This is a genomic window from Vibrio sp. THAF64, from assembly GCF_009363455.1.
GTDB classification, from domain to species: Bacteria; Pseudomonadota; Gammaproteobacteria; order Enterobacterales; family Vibrionaceae; genus Vibrio; species Vibrio coralliilyticus.
Window position 1 is genome coordinate 870963 of sequence record NZ_CP045356.1, and the last position, 18659, is coordinate 889621.

Consider the following 18659-nt stretch of genomic DNA (forward strand, 5'->3'; position numbering starts at 1 on the left):
CGAAGTCACGACCTATTGACGGCAACCTGATGTATTGAAATCAACCACCAGTGCTGCGTTGCTGAACTCTCCTGACACTTTCAAGTACCCCCAGTAATTCGCCTGACCATTAATAGTGATACATTCTGAATTTCCTGAATTATCAGACCATCCATGAAGATTGGAGCCTTCATCATTTGGCCAGCCAAAGTTACTGTACTCCAGTTTGAGATCACCAGTACCATGCGCCGATGTAATCGACATCGACTGATATTCATTAACCCCTTCGATACTCAGCCATATTGGCGACTGAGACGCCAAACATACTGGCTCTCCGGCCGTCAATCGCCCACCACTGACTTTCGGGCGAACAGCACAATCGGTAGGCAAAGAGTCGTTGTCACCTTGGCTGCGAATATTGATCGATGCGTTGGTATTGGCCGTTAGACCATCATTATCTGTGACCGTTAAGCGGACCGAATAACTCCCCTCACTACTGTATTGGTGCGTCGGATTGGCCTCTGAACTGGTCGCGCCGTCACCGAATTCCCAGAGGTAACTCGAGATTTGACCGTCGGAGTCTGAGCTACCTTTACTGCTGAATGAAATGGATTCACCTACTTGTCCCTCACTATTGACCGATATCACCGCTGTTGGTGGCTGTTGTTCCGAACCACCATTCACCAACTCTTGCTGCCATTGTTCAAACTCACTTTGGTAAGCCGTAGACCAGCCGTTGATGATGGTTTTATATTGCGACCAGTTACCTTTACGCGTTTCCACCAGCATCTGATTTACGTCGTCCATGTGACGCTCAAACATGAAGCGGACTGCCAGATAACCCCAACGATAGATTCTGTCGACATCAAAACCATCGTACGTTGTTTCAAACACTTCACTCAGTGTATAAGTTGAGCCGTCTTTGATCGTATCTATGGCTTTCTGATTGTTGTCTTCGTTGGCGATATACTCCGCTACCCCTTCACTCCACCACACAACCTTTTCAGTTGGATGACCAAAATCGCCATACATATCAAATCGTCCGTCCAGATAGTGGACGTACTCATGTTCTAGGTTCCAAACAAAATGATCAGGATTAGCGTAGGAGGCTTCATAAGCAATGAAGTTGGGCACGTTGCCTTGTTTGGAAGGGTCACCTTCGAGGTACATTCCACCGTTGTTGGTATCAATGCCAAAGATCGGTCCGGCGTATTTGCCGTAGTCATTACTGCTGTCGAAGATGTTCACTTGCAATTGAGTATTGTAGTCATCAGCCACTGGTTGGTTACCCGTTTCTAAGCGCTGATGGAAATAACCTTCCTCGTAACCCATTTTGTCACAGGCCGCTTGGTGTTGAACCTGAGTCATATTCTGGGACAAAATACGGACCGACGGGCCACAGGTGTAGCTTTGTGACAGCACTAACGACTTCAATTCTGTTTTGAAGTTACATATTCCCAGCTCTGTACAATCTGAGTAGTATGAAGCAGTATCCGCCGTTCCCAGCCACACTGAATCACCAAAACCATACATCTCATACTGATCAAAGATCTGCTTCACCTTAGCTTTGACATTGGCTTCAATAGGCGTGTTTTGATAACGCGTTAATCGACCCAGTTCACGGCCCGCATTTGCGGTCATAAACTCATCATCGCGACCAATTGAGTTACGGTTTAGCGCGAAACTCGATAACGCATTCACTAGGTCAGTCTGCTCGCCGATTTTCGCCTTGTACTCATCATTCCAGCTGCCACCAAACAACACGGTGAAGACGCTATTTACTGCATTACGCATGTACCAGCTCTGCGCGTAGTCGGCGTTCCAACGGTTGAGCCATTGCGTGACAACATCGATGTAATGATGTTCTAGGCTGGCGCTGTCCATAGTGATGATCACTTCTGCTAACACCTTACCGTGAGCGTCACTGTTCTCGTAGAAATTGCCGTTGGCAACAAACGCATCTACCGCCTCTTTCACCGCTGGGCGCACCCAAGTGGTGAAGCTGACCTTATCGTTGTAAAACTCCGCGTAATAGCCAGCACGTAGATAGAGGAACAAAGCTTCCAGCTCATCGCTTCCTCCACCTTGGTAATTCTTAGCTAAAGTTGTGGTGTGCTTGGCAACGTTAAACATGTTGCTAGATTCAAACGTTGTCTCCTGAATACGGCTTTCAGCAGAGAACAGCTCATTAACACAGCTAGCACCTTGAGTTGTGATGGTATTAATCAGGCTGGTGCTGTTTGATGTCGCGAACGCTTCAACGTCACATGGTACAGCTGCTTCATCAGCCGCAATCATGTTAAACGCTTTGATTGTTGGTTGAGGCTTTTTGGGAGTGAGTTTCGTTGGGGCGTATTCGAGGTGTTGATCTTCTACACCATGGTGATGTTCGTGATTGTGTCCTGCATCGAGTTCGACAACCTGTGGTACGGGCGCGCTGATGGCGTAGGCATTCGCACTAAGTAATACACTAGCCACTGCCACTGTTATTTTTTTAAGTTCCATCTTTTTTTCTTCTGTCTGTCGTTAAGTAGGAGCACTTCACGGTGAAGTGCCATATGCAATCGGTCACCCGATCACTACTCACTCTAAACAGAGAAAAATGCGCATAGTAAGCAAAATATTAACACTGGATGTTGTGGTCTCAGTTTCTAATCTTGCTGGTTTCAGAAATGCGCTCTCAATTATATTTTCTGGTGGAAAAGCTATCTTATGCTACTAATTTAACAACCTTTTTAACGGCACAAGTTCCGTTAAATGCATACAAAAAAGCCACCTATTACAGGTGGCTTTCTTATTACTCGTCGTCGGCTTTCGGGGCGACTTTCTTTTTCGGGATAAAGACCGAATCACCCACAGCGACATTCTGATAGAAACCTTTATCACGCTGAGCAGGCTTCTTCGCTGTTTTCTTCGCTTGTGGTTTGGCTTTCTTAACCACTTTCTTCTTACCACGATAATCCGGTTTACGTGGTTTGATTCCTTTGAATTTACCTTTTAAACCTTCCAGTTCAGAGAACGTTAGGTCCTGCTGGAGGTAAGCTTCAACACGCTTAAAGCTATCCCAATCTTTCGGGCCAACCAAAGACACGGCGTCACCTTTATTACCAGCACGGCCAGTTCGACCAACACGGTGAACGTACTCTTCGGTATGCTTAGGCATGTCAAAGTTCACAACGTGTGTGACGTTCGCAATATCCAGACCACGAGAAGCGACATCTGTTGTGACTAGAATCTTGAACACGGCACGCTCAAACTGGCTCATGATGGTGTTACGCTGAGTCTGATTCAGGTTACCACTCAGAGCGATTGCTTTAAGCTTCTTCTCGTTGAGTTTGTCCGTTAAGCGCTCCGTATCTACGCGAGTCGCAGTAAATATAATCAGTTGCTTGTATTCAGCTTCTTCTAGAATGCGCTCAAGGATCGCTTCTTTATGGTCAAGGTGGTCACACAAATAGAATTTCTGTGTGATGTCTTTATGCTCTTCATTAGAAACACCAATCGCGATACGTTTTGGAGCATCTAGCATCTCAAAAGCAATCTCATTCACTTCTGCGTGATCAAGAGTTGCTGAGAACATCAATGTTTGACGGCGACGGTGCTTAGCCGCGTTGTGGATGCGACGTAGCTCAGGCGCGAAACCGAGATCCAGCATACGGTCAGCTTCATCAAGGATCAGAGTCTCTAATCCGTCTAGGTAAAGCGAGCGGTGATCAAGGTGGTCCGCTAAGCGACCCGGTGTAGCAACAATAAATTTCGGGTAGCGACGTAGCGCTTTCACCTGATCATTGAAGTTTTCGCCACCCACAATTAGAGTCGCGTCATAAGACAAACCACCCAGCATAGAACGCAGCTCACCGTAAACTTGCTTCGCCAGTTCACGGGTCGGAGCCAAAATCACACCACGAGGATCTTTCGCTGAAAATGCTTTGTTCTTTAACGACTTGTGTAGCATAGGTAGCACAAACGCCAGTGTTTTACCTGAGCCAGTTTTCGAAGAAGCCAACAGATCTTTACCAGCAATCGACACCGGGATGGCTTGTTGCTGTATCTCTGTCGCTTGCTTGAAGTCAAAGTGCTTCAGGTTTTTCAGTAAGCGATTGTCTAGGCCTAAATCTTTAAAGTGCAAAGTATTCTCCAAGTTCATAGATGTGTCTCAGCCCTGCTCTAGGTTATAGCTCAAACACGAAAGTTTTCAAAAACGCGCTATGATACCGTGAAAGATCCATACTGGATAGAGATCACAGAAAATTATCTTATTTCGCCGTGTTTACATCCCTCGATATAGTTAGAACATTGACACTTATAGCTCTCGTCAGTGAGACATATATCAACTAATTTGATAATTGCTTAAATTCTTGGGTTTTTTTGACTTTTTTCTGCTTTTTGAAGCCTAGATTTGAGTCTACACTTTAGGAACCGTCACTATATGAGCAGAAATGTATAGGACGTCATTTTGATACTTACAATGCAAGGAGTTCATCTATGAACAAAATGTTGATCGCAGCTGCGGCGTCTTCTGTACTTCTTCTAGCTGGCTGTGCTTCTGGTCCAGACGAAGCATCTTCAGCAAAAATTGACGAGCTAAGCAATCAAGTTAGCCAGCTAAGCCAAGATGTACAGGCTCTACAGTCTGATGTACGTAAATCAGGCGATGCAGCAATGTCTGCTCAAGAAGAAGCAGCACGCGCTAACGAGCGTATCGACAACATTGCTCAGTCTTACACTAAGTAATTCTGTCAATTTTCGATAAGAAAGGGCCTGCAACTGCAGGCCCTTTCTCTTATATAACAAGACTCAATTCACGTATGAATAACTCGGGGAGACCACTTCCACTGGTACACCATTTTGCGCAAGAATCGCCGCTCTTGCTTTAGCATCCGATAGTTCAAACTCTTCCAACCACCACTGCAGTTCCTGAGGGATCTTCAAATCCTTCTTACTACCATCGCTTCGCGTTAACGGTTCATGAGCTTCCAAAAACACACTGCGATCCGGCTCTAGTGCAATTTTTACTGGCTCATTAATCACTCGAACTTTTTCACCCAACTTCACTTTTGGAAACAACCAGTCAATGTCCTTAGGGTTCATACGTATACAACCTGAGCTGACACGCAGCCCAATACCAAAGTCTTTGTTAGTACCATGGATAAGGTAATCTCCAACGCCATAAGCCAGCCTCATCGCGTATTCCCCAAGTGGGTTTTCCGGACCTGCGGGTACAACACGCGGAAGCTCGATGCCTTTCTCAAGGTATTCTTTGCGAATAGATGCGGGTGGTGTCCAAGTTGGATTTGGCCGTTTTTGACTAATGCTGGTCACCATCTCAGGAGTGTCGCGACCAATTCGACCTATACCGACCGGAAAAATATGTACTAAGTTCTTCTCCGGCTGGAAGTAATACAGACGCAGCTCTGCCAAATTGATGACTATCCCTTCTCTTGGCACTTGAGGAAGAATGATTTGCGTCGGAATCGTCAGAACAAAGTCTTCAGAAGGTAGGAAAGGATCCACGCCTTTGTTTGCAGCCATCAAGGTAAGAAAGCCAACATCATATTGCTTTGCAATATCTGCTAGGCTCTCACCACTTTCCACTTGATGGTATTGTGTGCGCCCGACCATGCTGCTTCCCTCTGGAGGTAATTCGTAGGTTGCGGCGAATAGTGAGGTACTAAAGCAGCAACAGAGAGAAAGTATTTTTCGCAGCATTCTAAGCGTCCTTCGCTTCCTTATAGAGCCGTAAGGTTACTTCTCTTTCTACCTTATGATCAACTATTGGCGGCGGATATGACAAGCTTCTTACACCACTCCATTTCCAGGGTTGGTGCAAGTATTTGTCAGGTACTTGTGCTAATTCAGGCAACCATTGACGGACAAATTCGCCTTGCGGGTCAAATCGCTCACCCTGCGTAATAGGATTAAAAATTCGAAAATATGGCTGGCCGTCACAACCTGTCGACGCACACCATTGCCAACCACCATTATTCGCCGCGTAATCGCCGTCAATCAGTTTATTGATGAAGTACCGCTCACCAACCCGCCAATCAACGTGGAGGTCCTTAACCAGAAAGCTCGCGACTATCATTCTGAGGCGATTATGCATCCACCCTGTCTGGTTAAGTTGCTTCATGGCAGCATCGACTATCGGGAAACCAGTTTCACCCTGCTTCCACGCCTCAATATACTGTGGCTCATTCTTCCATACCAAGCGATCCCCCCAATCAACGAAAGACCTTCCTTTACTCAGCTTAGCTTCAAAATAAATCAGATGCTGATAGAACTCACGCCAGATCAACTCACTCTGCCAGACTTCTCTACCTTGGCTGAGAGGGGGAGCTTGGCCAAACATCAAACGCGCCATACATTGACGAACAGATAAAGCACCGATAGCTAAGTAAGGAGACAGTTGGCTCGTTCCAGCAATAGCGGGAAAATCTCGGTTGCTAGCATAGCCTTCTACGTCTTGGCTATCAAAATCTCTCAGCGTTTGGATTATCGACTGGGTATCCGCGGCAAATTGGTCGCTCGGCTCTCGCGGGTAGCTGAAGGTCACATCATCAGCGAATAGTAGAGAACTCAAGTGCTCAGGTAACCTACTCGAACAAGCCACTTGTGGTTTGCGAACTTGAAATGAGCACTCGCCAAGTTCAGCGAGGTAGGCCTTCTTAAACGGTGTGAACACTTTGAAATAGCTACCTTGCTTGTTCACTATGCTACCGGGAGCAAATATGCATTTGTCATCGCTGGACTTAACTTGAATGGCAGTATCATTCAAACACATTTCAAGCGTGGCATCTCGACGCTGCTCATTAACCTCGTATTCCTTGTTAACCAACACTCGATTCGCACTGAGCAAAGTAGCAATCTCAGCGACACGCTTTGCGCTCTCAGTATATGTATCCACTTCCTCATAAAGCAGTGGAATACGTAAAGACTCCAGGTCTTGCTTTAATCCCTGCAATCGACGGTAAATCAAATCTGCCTGAATAGGCGCTAAACCGTGCTCATGCCAAGTCTCAGGAGTTGCAGTGTAAATGCAGACAACCGGCTCACCAGTCTCTACAGCATTAACTAGTGCTGAGTTATCTTCGATTCTTAAATCGCGTCTTAGCCACACCAGATTCATGACTTTACCTCTTTAGGCGTTGTAACAGTTCCGGCAATATCAGCTCTCCGGAAATCATGGTTTCCAGTTGTTGGATCGCAGCCATTTGCGACTCATTAATCGCACGTGCGCTGTAAATCGCTAAGGTTGAAAACTCTTCAAGACATGGATGACCAAGCAGTCCAGATAAATCTTCAACCTCATCGATGATGGTCACTTTGCACCCTTTTTCTACCAGTGAAAGAGCCATTATGCGAGATGCCACATCCACACTTCCTTGAACGCTGATAAAGAGCGCTTTGCCTAAACGAGCGGCTTTGTTTTCTGCTTCAATAATCGCGTTGAGCTTGGTTAGCATCAATGTTTGAAACAAACCAAATTGAAGTGATCGCAAATTCTGTCTGACAAGTCCTAATGCCTGCTCCACAGGCTGAATAAACTGAGTTTCCACGACATTGAGCGGGTATTCTTTGAGCACTGAATGAATCAGAGTTTCGGCTTTCCCTTTATTTAGGCTTGCCAAAGCATCTAAAACAGGTTCAACATCATCTAAATGAGCCATATTGGTAGAGACATCGGATTCAGCCTGATCTCCTGATTCCAATAACGCTTTCACCTTGCCAATCGACACTCCTTTAGCTAACCAACCTTGAATGTCATTGATTAAGTCGATGTGCTTTTGTGTATATAGGCGGTGGCCTTTCTCTGTTCTTTCAGGCTCTATCAAGTTGTAGCGGCGCTGCCAAGCTCGGAGAGTGACAGGTTTCACCCCCGTCAGCTCTGATATTTCTCTGATTGCATATTTCTTCATTCTATAATCCATATCTCAAGCGCATTTCCTGAGGGTGAGGCTGCAAATATTTCTGCTCGGATAAATAAGCATCCGGGTACGCAGCCAAATAATGTTTAAGTAAAGTGATGGGGGCCAGTAGTGGTAACGTACCTTGACGGTACTCATCAATCACACCACACAATTCCGCTTTCTGGTCCTTGGCGAGGTTTCGCTTGAAGTATCCTTGGACATGCATAAGCACATTGGTGTTGTTCTTACGACTTGCTCTGTGCGATACCGCATTCATCAAACCCACACGGTACTCTTGATAAAAAGTATCGATGTCATACTCTTTGATATTGGCGACTAAGCGACCTAACTCTTTGTATGACTGAGGGTGATGGGCCATCAAAGTAAGTTTGTAGCGAGAGTGAAATGCAACAATTTTACCGGCTGTCGGAGCACCACCCATGGAGTCGTAAAAATCTCTCAGCGTGTAGATGCGAGTAATGAAATTCTCTTTCAAAACCGGGTCGTTCAAGCGGCCATCTTCTTCAACTGGTAGCCAAGGCATTTGCTTCATCAGCTCTTGGGTGTAAAGACCCACTCCTGTGTTGTCAGCCCCACCTTTTTTGTACACTTTCACCCGTTCCATGCCACAGGTTGGTGATTTGGCACACACAATATATCCGCACAGTTCTGTGTCACGCAGCTCAGCCACTTTATTTTTGGAGTAGTCCACCATCTTGTCTGTGTGCTCTATGGACGCATCTTTTGTTTCTACCAAAGCAATACGTTCTTGATCCGACACCAAACGGATAGTCGGCCTTGGCACGGGCATCCCCATTCCAACTTCCGGGCAAATTGGAACAAACTCGAAAAAAGGTGCGAGTTCTTTAGTGACGAACTTACTAATCTTGTGCCCTGAGTCGAAGCGAACTTTTTCACCTAAAACGCAAGAACTAATGCCGACTTTAATTACGTTGCTCATATTGTGCTCCAGTATTCTTGTTGAGGTGTACAAAAATATCTTTTGTATAAGTTTTAGCACAACATCTCAAAGTTATACAAGAAATAAAAATGTACAATTTAATGGAGTGTTACGTAATTGATACGATTTCGGTTCAATTCTGAGGCAATCGTTTTTCCAAATCGATTGCATTAACCCTTTCAACAAAAAACGTTATAAATACTTACATCTATAGTGAAATGGATTACTTTTGTGACGTACTTCTCATGGAGCCTTGCCATATCTAGCTAGTATTGCTTCAACAGATTTTTGAGAATCAACAAAATTAGTAATCAGAACACAGAATTACTAATAAACTTGGAGTAACAACTATGGCAACCCCACACATTAACGCTCAACCAGGTGATTTCGCTGAAACGGTTTTGATGCCAGGCGACCCACTTCGCGCTAAATACATCGCGGAAACATTCCTAGAAGATGTAAAACAAGTTTGTGATGTTCGTAGCATGTTCGGCTTTACAGGCACTTACAAAGGTCAACGTGTTTCTGTGATGGGTCACGGCATGGGTATCCCATCAGCTTGTATCTATGTTCACGAGCTAATCGCTGAGTATGGTGTGAAAAACGTAATTCGTGTTGGCAGCTGTGGCGCAGTACGTGATGACGTAAACCTGATGGACGTTGTCATCGGTATGGGTGCATCAACAGATTCAAAAGTGAACCGTATCCGTTTTAACGATCATGACTTCGCGGCAATTGCTGATTACGGCCTTCTAGAAGAAGCGGTAAACCAAGCACGTGCTCAAGAAGTACCTGTAAAAGTAGGTAACGTATTCTCTGCAGACCTTTTCTACACTCCAGAAGCCGACATTTTCGAGAAGATGGAAAAACTAGGCATCTTAGGTGTTGATATGGAAGCGGCAGGTATCTACGGTGTTGCTGCCGATTTAGGTGCAAAAGCACTGACTATCCTAACGGTTTCTGACCACATCATCCGTGGCGAGAAGTTGAGCTCAGAAGAGCGCCAAAAATCTTTCAACGACATGATGAAAGTTGCGCTTGAGACAGCCATCAACATCTAATCGCCATTCCTTCGCTGCCAGAGCCAATAGCCTGGCAGCCCAGATAATCCCGAGGGGGAGATAGTGACAACTGGCAAACTGCCACAGGAAGCAGACGGGTTACAACTCAACTTTTGTAAAACATTGGCGTGTGACAACTTTGGATTGAGTGATGCACATCGATACGTCGTGCAACATGCTAACCCTAAGCGACCTGCGATGGTATGTCGGGAGTGCGGTGCTTTCCCCCCCTTACTTAACAATCAGGAAGTGTTAAACGAACTCCATCGTTTAAGACAACTCCACAGTGACGGTCTGCCAACCTGTCGCAATACCGATTGCGAAAATTTTGGCTTATCTGTCCATACTCATAAACACCTTTATCATGCCTTTGGTTACAGCGGTGACCGCCAACGTTATCGTTGCAAGCTTTGCCAATCGACGTTCGTTGATAAATGGTCAGGTGCCAATAAGAAACTTGCCTTTCAGGAAAACCTCCTCGGTTTGCTCTTTATGGGCTACTCAGTACGTGAAATCTGCCGTAAGTTAGAGATCAACCCGAAGACGTTTTACGATCATCTCGATCATATTGCTAGCCGATGTCGTCGCAAGCTGGCTATGTTTGATGCACGCTGGGTCAATCATGCTGAGAAATATGAACTGGCGTCCTACTACGTGCCTCTGCAACCTAAGAGTAATAATGGCGTACTATGGATAGCGACTGGTGAAGCCAACTCAGGCTACATCCTCTGCCAGCACGTCAACTATTCTGGTAATGAAGAACCACTAGGCAGTATTGACCACGATCCGTATCAGGAAACCGCTCGATTCGTTTCGCGCGATCACTCATCTGAAGCCAGCATCCCAGTTCCAGAGCCATCACCTGTACTCAGAGAACGTATTGATCAGCAATATCAAACGATCCTAGCACGTGGCAATGTTGAAGACCCGATGGGTAACCTGACCGTGTTCAACTACCCATCAAAAGGAGCACTGATCAGACCGCCATATACCTCTTACGCTCATTTCCTTCATGTACTGGATCTGTGTAACAGTGAACGTCAGGTTTCTATCTATCTACCCCAAGATCCCGTTTTGCGTTCTGCAGCGCTGAGTGTTTGCTTATCACGCATCCAGCGTCAAAATGTCGACCTTATGTATGTCGAGGAAGATGAAAGCTGGAATGAGCACAGTCTGGTCGGAAAGATCGATATTGTTCATATGGGTTGGTGGCGCGATCGCTGGGCTATTACCTCTTTTGCAAATTCATCAAAAGGGATTTGCTACCTTGCAGGGCAGAATAACGAGCCGAAAGAATGGCTTAGAAAAGCAAGCGTCCGCCAGACCGAATTCTACCAACAGCGCTTTCAAACTCTTTTTGAAAGCTTTATCAACGAACCTCGTCGTAAGCTTCGCCCTGGTGGTTTATTACCAATGTTGGATATTTTCCGGGCATGGCATAATTTGTGCTACCAAGATAAGAGCGGTATGACAGCGGCGCAAAGTCTTGGTTTAACTCAATCACCTTTGACTCTGCGGGAACTGCTTTCATAATTACCATTATTGTGAAGTACGCCATTAAACCTTAGGCGTATTAATGCTTTTACTAGAGTTACATCAGTCACTATTTTTATAATACTTTTGAATGATATTAAGAATGGCTGTTAAGGGATTGATTCATTGGATAAAAGCCAGCATCTGCTAGATACAGAGATTGAACAGCTCAAAGCACGAATTGAAAGTGAGCCTGAAAAGGTTTTAGCCATCGCTGAACAGTGCGCGACGCGCGCCAGTCAGATTTTGTACCCAGAAGGGGCTGTACAGTGTCTGATTATCATGTCTCGCTGTGCCTGGAGCCTGATGGATTATCGGCGTGGGCTAAAATACATCAAAGAAGCCCATAGTAAACTCAACTCCCTAGATACCGACGACTTTCTTCCTGAGATTCTTCATATCCATGCGCTTCACTTCTGGGGCCAAGCCAAATATTACTCCGCTCAACAGTTCTGGATTAACGCCCTTGAGCAATCCGCTCTGGTCGATGAAATCGAAATACAAATCGAATGCTTAATCGGGCTAGGCAACGTCTGGCGAATTACTCATGAATATCAACTCGCCAAAACGACTCACGAATTGGCTGTGACCGTTGCCAATAATACACGTATCGGTTGGCTTGAAGGTAAAGCGAGAATTCTACTGGCATGGGACCTTTACCTACTCAACAACTATGTTGAGATGCTGACAGTACTTGATGGCGCGACCGAGGCACTCAAAGGCCACGAAGATAAAACCTGGCAAGCAGAAGTCTGGGACTTCAGAGGATTAGCCCTGTTAGGGCTTGAGCGGATTGAAGACGCAGAAATTGCAACGGGTAAAGCGCAAGACCTAGCTGAAAAACACGATCTGGTGTGGATGAAAGCGCACTCGTACATCAGCCAGGCAAGACTAGAATTGTTGAGAAAACGCCCGGAAGAAGCCACCAAACTACTAGTACAAGCCGAACGTTCAGCATCGTCTTTCGATAACGGCGAACTGTTGTCGCAGATTTGTTTTCAGCAGTCACGTGTGGCTGAAGAGCAAGGTAACTTTAAAGAGGCGCTGCACGCGTTTCAAAAGTACCGTAAACACTCAACAGATATGCTCAGAGAGCAAACCGCCCGAGTAAGTAATGACAAAGCCCGAGCATCGAAGCGTCAACTCGAACAGCGCGCGCGCAAATTGATTAACCGCATTCGTGGCCAACACGAATACGACCCAGAAAAGCACCTTAATCAGATGGTGTCTGAGATTTACTGGTGGGAGCAACTGGTTCTGTTCAAGACCGAACTGAAACGTTCTAACCATGCAGTCGTTATCATTCAGCACAGCGACCCTGAATACATTGAAGTGTGTGCTGAACTCGCACACTCTTTGTGTACACAGCAAGACCTCCTTTCTCGACTCAGTAGTGATCGCCTCGGTGTCCTGCTCGCAGAGAAAGACGATGCCGCTTTGCAAGTGTTTCACGTATTAGCAAAAATGATCGAAATCTACCCATGGCACCGAAAAGGACTCAATAAATCACTGCCTAAAGTGGTTTTTCAAGACATCCTGACGTTCCCATTTACTTTAGAACAACTAGAAGAAAGCCAACCATTGGAAGTACAGAATGGAAACTTTGCTTAATAAAATCTCCGAATCGGGTTTAGATGCTTCTTCTGTTTCAGGTGAAGAGGCGATTATTTTCTGGAACCACATTCGTCAGCATATTGCGACAACACCTCAGGAAAAAGCGCAAAGCTTAATCATCAGTGCTGAGTATCGCAATGAGCTCAAACAGCCCAAAATCAGCATTGAAGAGTTAAGAAGTGCACTCGAACACCTCTCTCTGCCAAGCGACGCAGAGTTGATTCTAGAGGTGAAAAACAGCTTAGCCGATCGACTGGTGGAAGGGGGCGATTACTCAGGTGCATTGCAGGAGTACATTTCTTCCTCAACCATTGCCGTCGATACCAGCCATATCGATGCCTATGTACTGGCGGTCTTGGGCATGGGTAATCTATGCGATGCCTACGGCGACCATAACCGAGCATTACGCTACTACCAAAAGATAGATGGTATCGATCATGCCATCTCCAGCCGCTCATTGCGTCTGCGCTACAAGCTGTACATGTTGTCGTGCTATATCGAGCTTAATCGCACCTCGGCGGCAAAAGACCTACTTAAAGAGTGCTCTGAGCTGGCGATTCTGGTCAGTGACAAGGTACTTGCTGGGCAAATCCTACTCTATCAAGCAAAGCTGTATCGTCGACAGGGCAAGCAGGACAAAGCGATAGAGTGTTTAGGCAATGTTCAATACACCGCCGGTAATATCCACTCGATCTGGCTGTCGAACATGATTCGCCTTGAGCTGGCGCACAGTCTCAACGAGTCAAACAAACCCCATTTGGCTAACTGGGTACTAGAAAGCGCCCAGAAGAAGATCAGACGTTACGCTTCTCCTGTACTCAACCTCAAGCTGAACACGGCATTAGGTGATATCTACGAGCAACAAGGCGATTTCCAAAAAGCACTGGAATGTCAGAAGCGGGCATTTCGTATCGAAAGTGACTTGATGAAGCAGATCCCAATCGGTGAACTTGGTGCGGCACAGCTGCGGCGTTTATCACGATTTGAACTGCAACTCAAACTGATTCTATCTGAACTTGAAAATCGTGAGCTCAAAGAAACCACGGAGAGCCAGAAGCACACCGTGGCTCAGCTCCAACAAGATGTGTTTACCGATCCGCTGACCAGCCTGCACAACCGACGCTGGCTGGATGTGAAGCTCAAAGACCTATTGCTGCATGACGTGCCTTTTGCGCTCATGGTTATCGATATTGACCATTTTAAATCCATTAACGACGAGCTGAGCCACTTAGTTGGCGATAAAGCCATCGTGAACGTCTCTCATGAGCTGTCTGCCTACTTTAAGTTCCGAGGTGCATCGAGCGTACGATTTGGTGGGGAGGAGTTTTTGGTTATTCTTGAGCGTACCACACTGGAACAAGCCACGATGCATGCTGAAAATTACCGTGAGCGTATTTTTAAGTTTGGCTGGCAAGATATTCTTGGTGAACGTGGCTTAACCGTCAGTATTGGCATAACCCTTCACCGGGAAGGCGAGAATACTCAACGTACATTCTACCGTGCAGATAAAGCTCTATACCGAGCAAAAGCCAATGGGCGTAATCAAGTCTGTACGGAATAAGATTTAACGCCAAAAGAACAACGATATCCCACCAACCGCAGCCAAAGTACCGATGATGCTTTTGGCTGTGACTTTCTCCCCTTTTAACATATAGATAAACAATATAAATAGTGGACTGGTTGCAATCAGAGTTTGAGCGATGGCAGGGTTAGCGTGTTTCAAAGCGATTTGTTGAAGCCACAATGCTAAAAACGTCCCGACAAAGATCGCACCTAGCAACCAAAGAAAGGCCGACTTCGTAAGTTGCCCTAAATGCTTTCTCATTGACGAGAAAGGTTTTTGCTCAAATAACACGATCACCATAGCTACCGCCAGCACACCAACAGAAAGCCGGATTAACGCTCCCAACAGAGGCGGTAAATCTCCTGCTACCAACGCGTAATGTGAGATAACCACTCCCGACGCCTGACACACACTCGCAAGCAAGCCAAAGCCTACACCTGACCACTTCGTTTGTTCACCACTAGCATCAGGCTGAAAAATAACGAAAGTGACGGCTAAGGTTGTCAATAACACACCGAGCCAACTTTGCAGAGGTAGAACCGAACCTAGGGCGACCAGCGCCAACACACCTGAAAGCGGCGGCGCTAAGGATTCCAGTAATAGTGTTTTATTGGCACCAATTCGCTTTAAGGAGGCGAAATAAGCGCTGTCTCCGACGGCAATACCAATGATTCCCGACACTGCCAATATAGCCAAATGAGTAGCAGATATCGCCATTGTGGGCATCTCAATCCATGGCATCACCACCAGCATCATGCCTGAAGCGCCGACACCTTTAACAATATTGAGCTGCATAGCTGAAAAGTGATGACTGAATTGACTGTAAATCCAAGTCGCCAGCGCCCAGACCACTGCAGCCGACAACGCGGCAATCTCTCCCTGAAACTCCATCTATTGACCTTAGTATTGATTTGAAAAAAAGAGGCAGACTTACAAAGTCTCTCTAATATCTTGTTTTTATTTCTATACTTAGCTTTGTATCACCGTACGTTTTATTGAATACAAACACAATAACAGGACGCATTTATGTTTTTGGACTATTTCGCGCTAGGTCTACTCATCTTTGTTGCTCTGGTCATTTTCTACGGCATTATCGTGATTCACGATATTCCGTATGAGATAGCCAAGGAGCGAGAGCATCCACATCAGGATGCGATTCATTATGCTGGCTGGGTGAGTCTCTTCACACTTCACGCCATCTGGCCTTTTCTCTGGATATGGGCCACCTTATGGCGTCAGGAACGAGGGTGGGGCTTTCAAAAGCTGGAAGAAGAACAACACGATATTCATCACCGTGTTGATTCACTGATTGATCAAGTAAGCCAGCTACAAAAGGAAGTCCTTGAACTTAAGCAGCAACACAACAATCAAACGACTGTAACACCCCGTATCGATGAACATGAGGAGGAGCAATAATGGATTTACTTCTCATTCTGACCTACGCCGCTTTGTGCATTGCAATCTTTAAAATCTTCAATATTCCTCTCAATAAATGGACCGTCCCAACAGCCGTATTGGGAGGTGTGGTTTTAGTCGGCACCTTAATTTTGTTGATGAACTACAACCATCCCTTTACCCAGCTTGGCAATCAGGTCTTTTCTAGCACTCCTATCGTTTCAGGAGTAAGAGGCCGTGTTATCGAAGTGCCTGTTGAGCCCAATAAACCACTCAAACAAGGGGACATTCTCTTCATGATTGACCCTATCCCATACGAAGCTGAAGTTGAAAAGCTTGAAGCACAAATTAAAGAAGCCAGCCAAGGCGCACTTGGACTGGAGTCTGATGTGCAAGAAGCGCAAGCCGCTCAAGCTCAAGCCATCGCAGATAGAGATAAGGCACAACGTGAATACGCTCGTTATCAACGTGGCTACGATAAAGGCGCCTTCACCGAGCAAGAACTGGACACCCGACGCCAAGAATACAAAGCCACTGAGGCTGCGGTCAAAGTTGCGGAAGCCAGAGTGGATCAAGCCAAGATAGCACTCAACTCTGAAATTGGTGGAGAAAACACAACAGTGGCGCGTTTGCTAGCGGAGCTGCGTCAAGCTGAGTTCGATCTTGAACAAACCATCGTCAGAGCTCCCACCGATGGTTTTGCAACGCAGTTAGCTCTGCGACCTGGGGTTATGGCAGTTCCACTGCCGTTAGCACCTGTGATGACCTTTGTTCATACAGAGGAAACGCTTTATGCAGCCGCGTTCAGGCAAAATTCCTTACAACGCTTACAGCCGGGTTATGAAGCAGAATTTCTCTTCAGAGCGCTTCCAGGCAAGGTCTTTAAAGGGGAAGTAGTAGATGTGTTGCCCGCCATTGGCGAAAGCCAATTTCAGGCCCGTGGCGCCCTGCTTGGCACGGAGGCATTGCGCACCAGTGGGCGAGTCTTTGTTACTCTGAAGATCACTGATGACTTATCTGACTACCACTTACCCATGGGGACAGCGGTCGAAGTTGCGGTTTACTCCGATCAATTCACTCATGTATCCATTATGCGTAAAGTACTCATTAGAATGAAAAGCTGGCAGAACTATCTCTACCTAGACCATTAAAATCCGTCAGAAAGCAAAAAGGCCTCTTAAAGAGGCCTTTTCTTTTATATATGAACTTATTAGCCGATAAAGGAGATATACCCTTGAAGGATAATTAAGTTAACAATGTCGATAAAGAAAGCACCAACAATCGGCACCACCATAAATGCTTGCGGTGAAGGGCCAAACTTATTCACCAGAGAACCCATATTCATAACAGCTGTCGGTGTTGCCCCAAGGCCAAAACCGCAGTGACCACCCGCAATAACAGCTGCATCGTAGTTTGAGCCCATCACTTTGAACGTCACAAAGTACGCAAAAATACCTAAAATGACAGACTGAACCGACAGAATGATTAGGAACGGAATCGCCAAGTCAAAGATGTTCCATAGTTTCAGGCTCATCAGTGCCATAGCCAAGAACAAAGATAGCGAGACCGTACCCAAAATATCAACGGTTTCTGCGTCTACCTTGTGTGTCTTAGTAACTTCCATAACGTTGGTGATGAAAACACCGATGAACAAAGCGTAAACAAAGTCTGGAATCATCAGCCAACTGATTTCCAAGCTACTCACCCACTGTTCAAGGTATTTAGCACCAGTTACACAGATAAGAAGAATAAACAGGATTTCAATAACCTTTTTCGCCGTCACCTTATCTTCTTCGTATTCGTTATACGTCACGACTTCAGGGAACTTTTCATGGGTTTGTGTTCCGCGTCCGTATTCAGATTCGAAGTTATGTTTAGTAACCAATTTCTGAGCAACCGGGCTACCGATAATACCGCCAATGATCAGACCAAAAGTCGCAGATGCCATTGCAATTTCAAGTGTATTACTCAAACCGTAAGTGTCAGTAAAAGTCTGAGACCATGCTGCACCCGTACCATGCCCACCCGACAATGTGATGGAGCCAGCAATTAACCCCATTAGAGGATCCAAACCAAGCGCTGTCGCCATTGACACACCAACACCGTTTTGAATGATGATGTAAAAAGACGCAACGGCTAGGAATAGAAAGACTTTAGCGCCGCCTTTCATCAGTTGAGTGTAATTTGCAGCCAGACCAACAGTGCTGAAGAACATCAACATAAAGGTGTTTTGCAACGGTAATGAGAACTCTAAGCTAACCCCATTGAAATGCATTCCCGTGATGATCATCGCAACGATCAAACCACCAACAATAGGCTCTGGAATATTAAACTTCTTCAGAATAGGGAGCTTTGAGTTTACAAAGTGACCAAGAAACAACACGCTGATTGCGATTAAGAAAGATTCTAGTGGTCCAACCGAAATTATCTGATTCATATAACCTCTTTATTGTCTGTCACTCATCTTCCCTAACGAGTTAAGAGCATACTGCTCTGGGCCATTTTGCTACCAAGGTCTCAGGTAACAATTGCAGGCACTGATTGAGATATTCTCTATTGAAAAACGTCCTCTCTACAGCGGGTCTCCCCACTCCATTTCAACAGCGAAACCCTACGGTGTACTTTAGGGCTATAAAAAGAAAGCG

General features: G+C 45.8%; 15 protein-coding genes. 7 read left to right on the forward strand and 8 right to left on the reverse strand.

What is annotated here, in order from left to right; translation table 11 throughout:
* Window positions 1-12 precede the first annotated feature (12 nt).
* Together FIU99_RS20425 and FIU99_RS20430 are read right to left on the reverse strand one after the other, a co-directional pair.
* Window positions 13-2484 (reverse strand): collagenase, encoded by a 2472-nt coding sequence (locus tag FIU99_RS20425; protein ID WP_006960234.1) that lies wholly within the window; start codon window positions 2482-2484, stop codon window positions 13-15.
* Window positions 2485-2776: 292 nt separating this feature from the next.
* Entirely contained in the window at window positions 2777-4120 is a 1344-nt protein-coding gene (locus tag FIU99_RS20430) for a DEAD/DEAH box helicase (RefSeq protein ID WP_031343167.1), read from the reverse strand.
* 344 nt (window positions 4121-4464) lie between these two features.
* Between FIU99_RS20430 and FIU99_RS20435 the strand changes: the two genes are divergently transcribed.
* Window positions 4465-4713 (forward strand): Lpp/OprI family alanine-zipper lipoprotein, encoded by a 249-nt coding sequence (locus FIU99_RS20435; protein ID WP_006960232.1) that lies wholly within the window; start codon window positions 4465-4467, stop codon window positions 4711-4713.
* A gap of 63 nt (window positions 4714-4776) precedes the next feature.
* Here FIU99_RS20435 and FIU99_RS20440 read toward each other — a convergent pair whose 3' ends face one another.
* From FIU99_RS20440 to FIU99_RS20455, 4 genes are read right to left on the reverse strand one after another with little or no spacing between them, the layout of a single operon-like run.
* Complete coding sequence (locus tag FIU99_RS20440) at window positions 4777-5688, reverse strand: L,D-transpeptidase family protein (RefSeq protein WP_039951882.1); 912 nt, start codon at window positions 5686-5688, stop codon at window positions 4777-4779.
* Window position 5689: 1 nt separating this feature from the next.
* On the reverse strand, window positions 5690-7105 hold the full coding sequence (gene phrB, locus FIU99_RS20445) for a deoxyribodipyrimidine photo-lyase (protein ID WP_006960230.1): 1416 nt from the start codon (window positions 7103-7105) through the stop codon (window positions 5690-5692).
* 4 nt (window positions 7106-7109) lie between these two features.
* Window positions 7110-7895, reverse strand: coding sequence for a MerR family transcriptional regulator (locus tag FIU99_RS20450; protein ID WP_006960229.1), 786 nt, complete (start codon window positions 7893-7895; stop codon window positions 7110-7112).
* Between the two features lies 1 nt (window position 7896).
* On the reverse strand, window positions 7897-8847 hold the full coding sequence (locus tag FIU99_RS20455) for a DUF523 and DUF1722 domain-containing protein (RefSeq protein WP_006960228.1): 951 nt from the start codon (window positions 8845-8847) through the stop codon (window positions 7897-7899).
* 350 nt (window positions 8848-9197) lie between these two features.
* Here FIU99_RS20455 and deoD point away from each other — a divergent pair, with 350 nt between their 5' ends.
* From deoD to FIU99_RS20475, 4 genes are all read left to right on the forward strand, one after another.
* Window positions 9198-9908 (forward strand): purine-nucleoside phosphorylase, encoded by a 711-nt coding sequence (gene deoD / locus FIU99_RS20460; RefSeq protein WP_006960227.1) that lies wholly within the window; start codon window positions 9198-9200, stop codon window positions 9906-9908.
* A gap of 63 nt (window positions 9909-9971) precedes the next feature.
* On the forward strand, window positions 9972-11441 hold the full coding sequence (locus tag FIU99_RS20465; protein ID WP_006960226.1) for a hypothetical protein: 1470 nt from the start codon (window positions 9972-9974) through the stop codon (window positions 11439-11441).
* A 126-nt stretch (window positions 11442-11567) separates the two neighbouring features.
* Window positions 11568-13052 carry a hypothetical protein gene (locus FIU99_RS20470; RefSeq protein WP_006960225.1) on the forward strand — a complete coding sequence of 495 codons (1485 nt, stop codon included), beginning with the start codon at window positions 11568-11570 and terminating at the stop codon, window positions 13050-13052.
* Window positions 13036-14616 carry a GGDEF domain-containing protein gene (locus FIU99_RS20475; RefSeq protein WP_006960224.1) on the forward strand — a complete coding sequence of 527 codons (1581 nt, stop codon included), beginning with the start codon at window positions 13036-13038 and terminating at the stop codon, window positions 14614-14616. The genes FIU99_RS20470 and FIU99_RS20475 overlap by 17 nt, the downstream gene beginning before the upstream one ends.
* A gap of 3 nt (window positions 14617-14619) precedes the next feature.
* On the opposite strand, the gene FIU99_RS20480 is transcribed toward FIU99_RS20475, so the two are convergent.
* Entirely contained in the window at window positions 14620-15510 is an 891-nt protein-coding gene (locus tag FIU99_RS20480) for a DMT family transporter (protein WP_006960223.1), read from the reverse strand.
* Window positions 15511-15645: 135 nt separating this feature from the next.
* On the opposite strand from FIU99_RS20480, the gene FIU99_RS20485 reads away from it, so the two are divergent.
* Both FIU99_RS20485 and FIU99_RS20490 read left to right on the forward strand, forming a co-directional pair.
* Complete coding sequence (locus FIU99_RS20485) at window positions 15646-16035, forward strand: DUF3302 domain-containing protein (RefSeq protein WP_006960222.1); 390 nt, start codon at window positions 15646-15648, stop codon at window positions 16033-16035.
* A complete protein-coding gene (locus tag FIU99_RS20490) occupies window positions 16035-17165 on the forward strand; it encodes an HlyD family secretion protein (RefSeq protein WP_006960221.1) in 1131 nt (376 codons plus the stop codon). The genes FIU99_RS20485 and FIU99_RS20490 overlap by 1 nt, the downstream gene beginning before the upstream one ends.
* Before the next feature lie 59 nt (window positions 17166-17224).
* Here the strand turns inward: FIU99_RS20490 and gltS are convergent, their stop codons facing one another.
* Window positions 17225-18451 (reverse strand): sodium/glutamate symporter, encoded by a 1227-nt coding sequence (gene gltS / locus FIU99_RS20495; protein ID WP_006960220.1) that lies wholly within the window; start codon window positions 18449-18451, stop codon window positions 17225-17227.
* Window positions 18452-18659 lie beyond the last annotated feature (208 nt).

Bases quoted from the DNA above. Each gene is read 5' to 3' on its own strand.
- FIU99_RS20425 (WP_006960234.1), bottom strand. From the start codon at position 2,484: ATGGAACTTAAAAAAATAACAGTGGCAGTGGCTAGTGTATTACTTAGT.
- FIU99_RS20435 (WP_006960232.1), top strand. From the start codon at position 4,465: ATGAACAAAATGTTGATCGCAGCTGCGGCGTCTTCTGTACTTCTTCTA.
- FIU99_RS20440 (WP_039951882.1), bottom strand. From the start codon at position 5,688: ATGCTGCGAAAAATACTTTCTCTCTGTTGCTGCTTTAGTACCTCACTA.
- phrB (WP_006960230.1), bottom strand. From the start codon at position 7,105: ATGAATCTGGTGTGGCTAAGACGCGATTTAAGAATCGAAGATAACTCA.
- FIU99_RS20450 (WP_006960229.1), bottom strand. From the start codon at position 7,895: ATGAAGAAATATGCAATCAGAGAAATATCAGAGCTGACGGGGGTGAAA.
- FIU99_RS20455 (WP_006960228.1), bottom strand. From the start codon at position 8,847: ATGAGCAACGTAATTAAAGTCGGCATTAGTTCTTGCGTTTTAGGTGAA.
- deoD (WP_006960227.1), top strand. From the start codon at position 9,198: ATGGCAACCCCACACATTAACGCTCAACCAGGTGATTTCGCTGAAACG.
- FIU99_RS20475 (WP_006960224.1), top strand. From the start codon at position 13,036: ATGGAAACTTTGCTTAATAAAATCTCCGAATCGGGTTTAGATGCTTCT.
- FIU99_RS20480 (WP_006960223.1), bottom strand. From the start codon at position 15,510: ATGGAGTTTCAGGGAGAGATTGCCGCGTTGTCGGCTGCAGTGGTCTGG.
- FIU99_RS20485 (WP_006960222.1), top strand. From the start codon at position 15,646: ATGTTTTTGGACTATTTCGCGCTAGGTCTACTCATCTTTGTTGCTCTG.
- FIU99_RS20490 (WP_006960221.1), top strand. From the start codon at position 16,035: ATGGATTTACTTCTCATTCTGACCTACGCCGCTTTGTGCATTGCAATC.
- gltS (WP_006960220.1), bottom strand. From the start codon at position 18,451: ATGAATCAGATAATTTCGGTTGGACCACTAGAATCTTTCTTAATCGCA.